The sequence below is a fragment of the Pseudoalteromonas sp. KS88 genome, from assembly GCF_004766475.1.
Lineage (GTDB): Bacteria > Pseudomonadota > Gammaproteobacteria > Enterobacterales > Alteromonadaceae > Pseudoalteromonas.
This window is the reverse complement of sequence record NZ_PYHV01000023.1, coordinates 135,106-144,039: the sequence shown is the minus strand read 5'-3', so window position 1 is coordinate 144,039 and position 8,934 is coordinate 135,106. Positions and strand designations below refer to the sequence as shown.

Below are 8,934 nucleotides of genomic sequence, written 5' to 3'. Positions count from 1 at the left end.
GGCTTGATTTAACTGCCCTAAACCATAGTTTGCACTGTCATACGTATAGGTTAAGGTGCTCTCGCCTGTCGCGGCGTGACGTGTAACACGACCTAACACATCAGTTACAAAGGTCAGTGTTTTACTGCCAACCCGTGCTTCTTTTTGTAGCTCACCAAAGCCATTGTATTCAAAGTTGGTTATACCTTGGTTGGGGTCATTCACTTGTGTTTTACGACCAAAAGCATTGTATTTTGCGACGATATTATTGCCATTGGCATCTTGAATAACAACAGGCAACCCCTGTGCATTATAGCTATAACGGGTTACACCATCCTCGGCATCCTCGGTCTCCATCAGCTGCTTTAAGCTATTATAGGTGCGCGACATATCAAGCACTTTACTTTCGCAATTTTCCGATGCTGTTATCTCGGTTTTTAATCCCGAATAAGCATAGGTGGTGGTCATATCACCACACTGCTGATTGGTGACTTTTTCCGTTAAACGGCCAAGTACATCATAACTGGTATAACTCACACCATAGGCAGTGCCACTTTCTTTATAAGGCACTGATTCAAAGGTTTTGTAGCCTTTTTCATTGTAGGTAACATCAGTGAACACCCAATCGCCGTTAAAGTCCTCCACTGCGGTACGCAGTACACGACCTAGCGTATCTTGATAAACTTTTTGTGTCGGCATGCCTGCACTGACTTTAACAATTTGCATGACCGCATTATCAGGTGCTTGCTCGTCAGGTGATTGCACCGCGGTGTAAACATCAGGTTGACCATCTGTTTTGGTACTATAAGGACGATTGTAATCATCATAGGTGTAAGTGGTTGTAAGGTAGCTAGTCCCACTCAGTTGTTGCTGTGTTTGTGTGATTTGCCCTGTTGCTGGATTTACTTTGGTATAACTAATATGCCCTTTTGCATTAGTTTGCTGATAAGGGAAATAGCCATCACTTACCGCACTGGTGCCATTTTTACTGTACGTAATCGATTTTGTCCGCGTTTGGTCAACCCAACTGCCGCTGCTATTGCGCACTTTGGCGATTTGGCTAACGGATGAGGGTAGGCCGTAAGCATTATAAACCGTCGCTAGCGTACTGCCATGACCAGACGATGAGCCTGCAAGCATGGCGCTGGTTACTACGGTTTGTGGTTGCCTGCTTGCATGGTAATTACTATATTCAGTGGTGATGCTTGTGGTTTGGTCAAGGGCAATGTCTGTTATTGGGTCGTTTACGTGGCGACCTGTAATAGTTGCTTTTGTGTGTGTGTTGCTAGTGAGTTTGTTTAACCACCAATTATTTTCATTACTTTGGAAAGTATTGGTGTGAGTACTTGTGTGTGTCCCCCACTCATCGTTCACTTGGGTTGTTGAGGTTTCAACATTGCCGTATTTATCTATGGCGGTGATAGTTTTGTTGGTACGAGTCAGCTCATCTTTTGTGGCTAAATCGCGCGTAACGTTTGTGCTAGCACTGGCGTAGATGCTGTGCACGTCTGTTATGTTGTGTTTAGCGTTTGCTTGCCAGATTGTGTTGGAATAACTTAGCGCATCACTTTCCTTGGCAGCTGAGTCAAGTAACCCGTCACTACGTGCTGCATAATCACTAACCGTAAAGGTAGCCTGACGAGTTAGCTTACCTTGATATGGAAATACTTGTTTAAAGTCAGTTTGAGTTATTAAGCCACGGCTAATATCTTCTTCTATTATGGATTTAAAGCCCATAAAGCCACGGCCTTGGGTTTGATAAACCCCATCAACGTAATGATAGTTTTTGCTTTGCGTGCCACCTACACCATTCGGTTGCTTAAATACAGCGACCACTTTTTCTGCTAAACCTAATTTTCTTAACGTTGCATCAGTTAATGGAGTATTATCAACACTGTAAATGCCCGTGTTGAGGTTTGCGTCACGCCCTAGTTGCTTGTACTCATACTCGGCAACTAAACCAAAGTGATTGTTGATACGACTTAAAATACGACTCGCGCCGCCACCTAATGCATATACATAAACGCCAGCATCAGGTGCTACATCTGGGTAGCAATAATAACGGCCACTGGAATAGGGTATTTGCGTGCTGCATGGCGCATCTGATGTGTGCTGCCTAAAACCCAGGGTGGTTACAATTTCTTGCCAACCATCGCCGTTTAAATCCGCTGTGCTGGTTGTTGCGAGCCCGCCTAATAAATTATCACCATTAACTTGCAGTGGTATTTCACTGAATGAGGTTCCATCTTCATTTGCCTTGAGAACTCGCCAGCTCCAAACATCATATTTATGATAGTAGAACCTTTCTCTAGTATCCTCATCTATTACGCTACAGATTTGATTACTGCTGGCATCCCAACAATCATATGCGAATGCTCTTCTGTTTGGGGCAAGAATATCCATACGTCCATCATTATCATAATCGAACACCTGTACGAAGTCGTTTAGTATTGACTCTTCTTTATAGCTTTCGCGACTATCGGCCCATACATTAAATTCAGGCTGGTTTGTATTCACCCCCACTGAAAACTGCCCTCCCCCCTGATTCAGGTGCATAAACCAATATAACCGCTTGGTTGAGCCAAGCTCTTTAAGTGTCATAACATCGAGTAAACCGTCACCATTTACATCAAGCCAAATAGCTTGTTTACCTGTTCTCAATGAATCGATATCAGGATTAATACCTAAATCATGGAAGGTGTGCACAAGCGTCTTATTTTCGATAGAAAGTTCTATCCATGAACCGTACTCGCGGGAGTAAACATCAGGCGTCCCATCACCATTAATATCCGCGATCCCAAATTTACCATTGCCATAGTTGTTTGTTCTACCTATGTATGTAAACCCACTTGTTGGTAAACCTGATGTGTTAGTGTTTCTTAGAAAGTATTTCAGCCCTCCACCGGCCCTATCATGAACAATAAAGTCTGAATAGCCATCACCATTAATATCCTGCGTAAAGCTATTACATGGTTCACTGAGGGGGGTGTAACGGCTATCATTGATAGCGAGATCACAACGGGCCTCAATAGTTGTTTCATAAACACTCTCATAATCTCCTGTTTTTGGATTAAGCTCGACTATTGATAATTTAAAGTTATCATCCAAATATACAAAATCAGCAATTCCATTCAAGTTGTAATCTATGTAACCACTAATTTTGTGAACATTAACTGCTCCATTATTAGATTGAGAGTAATCAGGAAAGCTATTGATATTATAAATAGATTGGTTTCCTGCTATTTCTTGAATTTGATCAAGCATTTTTATGTCGTTCAAGCCATCTCCAGTGTAATCACTGCTTGTGTCATAAAATGATCCCGAAGCCAATACCATGTCTGTTTGATCTATATCTGTTTTTGCATAAGGGTGCTCATCAGTGACATTAAAAGAAAGACTTTCTTTATTCCAAGTAAAATCTGTAGTAGTCAATTGGTTATCCGTATTGCATGCGGATGACTTACATAACTTAACACGACTTAGATAATGCTCATCATAGATTAGGTGGTAACTTTGCTCGACACTTTCCGTGGAGTCATTTGGGATAATATCTATTCTGGAAAGATTTTGTGTATTTGCGTATTTACCACCCCATGCATAACCAAACCCCGGTTTATAGCTTGATTGATATACAAAGCTGATCATTCTATCGCCTGAGCTGCTAATAGCAGAACTTGTTTTAGTGTAATAAATACTGCTTAGTAACTTCTCACCAACACCGAAGTCACTATATTCATAGTTTATGAAGTTATCCTCTGTTGCATCGTGTTGATACTGCATTAACCAAGAGTATGTTGCACTTTTGCCGCCGTGTACTAACCTCGATTCAGTTGATTTACCGAAGTAACCAACTCGCCCATTTTTATATTCGACTTTGAACCAGGTTGATGTGCTATTGAGTGAACCACTTTGGGTTACGCGCACAAAACTGTCTATTTCAGTACGGTACTCAGTACCTGAATTACCATAAGAGCCCGATGTAGCAATTAAACGCTGGCCATCTAAACACAAACGGTCATTACTGTTGTATTGTGGGTTTTGGGTAAAACCATCTTGTGCATAAGTTGCAGCGCAACGGGTAATACTTGAACCTGCCGCTAATGACCAACCAACACCGGCAATACCATTACCGTTTCGTGATGAATAATTAAGCGACACTTCAGGTTGCATACCTGCTCGCCCTGGAGGGAGTTGAATTGGGATATGATACGTTGCGGCGCCACCACTCACACCCGCTTGGCCTTTTATTGCGCCAATGTTATCTACTATAGGGGCATCAATTGCTAATAGTGAAGCATCACTTGGCACATCGGTTGTTTTATCTGCATATTCGCTCTGTACTATGTGGTAGTCATTGGCAACAACATCACTATCAGACCAGCCAACTTTACTAGACTTGGCACAGAGTCTTTTTTCACTATTAAGTACGACGGGTGCTGTATAACCCGTCCAGCTGCCTTGTGAGCAACTTGCCCCTTGTGCTAATAGTTTATAAAGGAGCCTTGCTTCATCATTATTCGCAGTAATCGATATTGCCGTTCCCGCTATTAATTCACTCGACGAAGTAGACAATGAAGGGGCGTTTAATTTAAAGTTAAAATCTGCTTGTTTAATATCACTGTCATACCACCCCGACTTAGTTGTTTTGTAACACACACGCTGACTGCTGGTTAACAGAGTGACTGATGTATAATTTAACCAATTACTGTCACTGCATGCTGTACCTAACGCCACGGTTTTATATTTAATAGCTGCACTTTGTGAATTTGATATTGAAAACGATTTATTAGTAGAGTAAAGACCACCATTAGGAGTAATACTCGGGTTGGCTAATTTAAACTTTAATGTGAAATCTGCATGTTTAATATCGCTGTCATCCCACCCGAACTTAATTGCTTTGTAACACACACGCTTACTGCTAGTTAACATTGTTTCTGATGTATAATTTAACCAATTGCTGTCACTACATGCTGCACCTAACGCTACAGTTTTATATTTAATAACTGCACTTTGTGCGTTTGATATTGAAAACGATTTATTAGTAGAATAAAGACCACCATTAGGGGTAATACTCGGGTTATCTAGCTTTAATCGGAAATCTTTGTAACCTACAGGGCTTGCTGGTTGATCTTTAAGAGTAACTCGAGTACATACCCTACCGCTAGCACCAAGCTGAAATGGGGTGTTGTACACACGCCAACTACCACTACTGCAACTATGTGTAAGCGGCCGAATTTTGTATTCAACGTTCCCAACTCCATATATAAAGTCGTAAATATAGGGCCCAATCATTTTAAACTGAGGGTTAGTTAATTTAATCTCACGGCTACCAGGTGTTACTCCACTTGATGATGATATGATCGGGTAACGCAATGACTTAATTAAAGTATACTTATAAGAAGTGATCGCACTATCTACCCAGCCTTGTTTTTTTGCAATTGTGCATAGTTGATTACCATAAGATATGCTTAAAGGTGCACTATAACGCTGCCAAATTCCGCTCTCAGCACACATACTCGATTCTGAAATAGTTTTATAAAACATTTCAGCACTTTGCGCTGATTCTAAACTTATTTTTACACCTTGAACCAAATATTCAGCATCGGGGGTTGGTTTAACCGTATCAAGTTTGGGAACTAACACTCCTCCGACTTTATTAAAAACAGGGCTATACAAATAGCCACTAAAAGCATCAGAACCTGAATACAAGGATTGTTTAGCACGAATACGAAATTGAAAGCTGGAATAAGCCGTTGGAGTAAATTGGTAGCTTAAGCTATCACTTAATAACGCTAGTTGTCGATAATTGGTTGAATTTTCAGATACGCTAACTTCAAAAAAAGTATTGTTTGAACAACCACCAGGGCAAATAGGTGTTGGGTTAAAGCTATTGGTTGTCTGGGTTGGCTGGTGTGAAAAAGTAGAAAATGTATCGTTTCCGCCACTTTCACCATTCCACTGCCACTTGATTACAAACTTACCAGATTGATAGATATAGCTAAAATCCGTAGGCGTGGCAACCAAGGAAGAATCAAACTCATTAGCTTTTGTAACCTGAGTTAAAGTGATTAAAATAAGTAATAGCAAAAATACATTTGTAGTTATTGTTTTTATTAACAAAATAAAGCTCCTTTTTAGTGTTTTTAATATACAGCAAATCACAATTAAAGGTACATAGGTACAAAGGATTAAAATTAACAATAAAAACACAAATAACAACATATGTTATTCATTCTCAGCGCGATAACTACACTCTCAAAAAAGTAGGTTACTTCAATAAAAACATAAGCTAAGCGTATTTTAATTTTAGTGAACCGCTATAGAATTTTATAAAAACAACTACTTGCTGGGCTTTACTGCCTCTATATAATTAACATATAAATAAACAACAGAAGTTTGTAACTATTGCTATGTGCTCAATATAATCACTTATATTTGTCCTTTCTTAGCCACAAAAATTAATATTCATTGGCTTGATAGATAAACAAAAAAGCCCATACAATTTTGTATGAGCTTTTGAATATAAAAGCGCCCGAACTGCTGGGCGCTTACATTGTTGAATTAAATCATACTTTACTGATTAACAACGCTTTTCAGTGGGTTTACTGGCTTTGCATTTTCATCTAACAAGTTTAAGTCAAAATCAAACTCATCAACACGAATTGCGCGTTCACGCTTTTTGTTGTAATCAATTAATTTTGCATATTCATCTTCTGTGATGATGTTAGCCACAAGCGCATTATCAAGTGTTAACGCAAAACGAATACCTGGCTTGATTGTTTTGCTGCGTAACGCTTTTTTAACTTTTGCAAGTAAGTCTAAACACGCCATTTTAGCTTGGTATGCTTGCTCATTAATATGATGACCGTCGCCTTCAACTGGCTTAACTAGATGCGTGATTTGCTTTTTAAACGCTGTATCTAGCTGTGCTTGCTTAGATAGTTCACGGATTAAGTCATCGCTGATCTTTGGCATTTTAGTTGAGTAGTTCATGGTAATGAAACGCATAAACTTCCGTGTACCGCTTGCCGGGAAGTTATCTAAAAACTTGTGCAATGCTTCTTCAGCGCTTTGTAGCGCAAAACGAGTTGCATAGTGGAAGTAAGGTGCTGCTTGCTCACGCTCACTGCTCGCTACTTTTTGCTCGTAGTACTTGATTGATGCCATCGCCGCATATAAAAAGCTCATCACGTCACCTAAGCGTGCTGAAAGCATTTCAGCTTGCTTAAGTTTACCGCCAAGCACTAGTAACGAGAAGTCAGCATATACAGCTAGTTTAGCAGATAACTTTTGCGCTGCTTTTTCGTATTCGCGCACTTCTGGTAATTTAGACTCAGCACCCGCGGTAAATGGTAAAACACCTAAGCGGAATGCACGTAAGCTGTTACCTACGCTGTAGCCAACTGTTTTACGTAATATGCTGTTGAATTCTTTGTCTGCGTTTTTATCTTCACTGTGGATAGATTCAACCATAGATTGTAAATATGGGTGACAACGCATAACACCTTGACCAAAAATCATTAGGTTACGAGTTAGAATGTTTGCACCTTCTACCGTGATAGCAATAGGCTGTGCCACATAGCCACTGGCTAATGTATTTTGCGGGCCATTTTGAATCGCTTTACCTGCTTGGATATCCATTGCTGAATCAAGTACATCGCGACCAATCTCTGTCATGTGGTATTTTGCAATCGCTGTAACAACAGAGGGTTTTAAGCCCATGCCTAAGCCTTCAGTTGTCAGCACTCGCATCGCTTCTTGTAGGTATGTTTTACCTGCAATGTCTGCTAGTTTTTCTTGAATACCTTCAAACTGACCAATGGCTAAGCCAAATTGCTCACGTACTGCTGCATACTCAGATGCACCTTTAAATGCAACTTGTGACGAGCTTACACCTAATGCCGGTAATGAAATACCACGGCCAGCGCCTAAGCAGCTAACCAGCATTTGCCAACCGCGGCCGATGTTCTTTTGGCCACCAATAATGAAGTCCATTGGTACAAATACTTTGTTACCACGGGTAGTACCGTTGTAAAAGCGAATGCCCATAGGATCATGGCGATTACCAAGCTCAACACCTGGGTGCTCTTTTGGAATAAGCGCACAGGTAATGCCTAGGTTTTCTTTGCCGCCAAGTAGGCCATCAGGATCAACTACTTTAAAGGCTAAACCAAGTACCGTCGCAATTGGTGCAAGCGTGATGTAACGTTTGTCCCATGTGATTTCAAGACCTAACACTTCTTTACCGTTATACATGCCTTTAGTCACGGTGCCTAAATCAGGGATACCGCCTGCATCAGAACCCGCTTCTGGGCTAGTTAATGCAAAACATGGAATATCACGGCCATTTGCTAAGCGTGGTAAGTAATGAGCTTGTTGCTCTTTTGTACCAAAATGAAGGAGTAACTCACCCGGACCTAATGAGTTAGGTACCATAACCGTTACCGCCACCGCTGAGCTTTTAGTCGCAATGGTTCCTACGATTGTTGAGTTAGCATAAGGGCTAAACTCTAAACCGCCGAACGACTTAGGGATGATAAGTGAAAAGAAACGTTCTTTTTTAAGAAAATCGAGAATGTAGTCAGGTAAATGAATACCATTTTGAATCTCTGTATCATCAATCATGCCCATTAGTTCTTGTAACGGGCCATCGATAAAGGCTTGCTCGTCTGCACTTAATGTTGCAGCTGGCACAGCGCGTAAGGCGCTAAAATCAGGCTTACCTTGGTAGATAGAGCCCTCTAACCAAACATCACCCGCATCAAGCGCTTCTTGTTCAGTAATAGAAATACTAGGTAACACTTTTTTTAATTTTGTACGTAAACTCATGATTAACTCATCCGACCAGATAATTTATAGTACTATTACGTCATAAAAATCACTTTAGATCAATTGCTCTAACCAACTTTTTAACAGTTTTTTCAATTTATTTATTTTTGCTATTCATAAGTTATT

2 protein-coding genes are annotated in these 8,934 nt (G+C 40.5%); both read right to left on the bottom strand.

Features of this window, described 5'->3' with window-relative positions; translation table 11 throughout:
• On the bottom strand, nucleotides 1-6,099 hold a 6,099-nt coding region (locus C7Y70_RS15795), incomplete at its 3' end, for a SpvB/TcaC N-terminal domain-containing protein (protein ID WP_245321563.1).
• 453 nt (nucleotides 6,100-6,552) lie between these two features.
• Nucleotides 6,553-8,808, bottom strand: coding sequence for an acyl-CoA dehydrogenase (locus tag C7Y70_RS15790; protein ID WP_099296949.1), 2,256 nt, complete (start codon nucleotides 8,806-8,808; stop codon nucleotides 6,553-6,555).
• Nucleotides 8,809-8,934 lie beyond the last annotated feature (126 nt).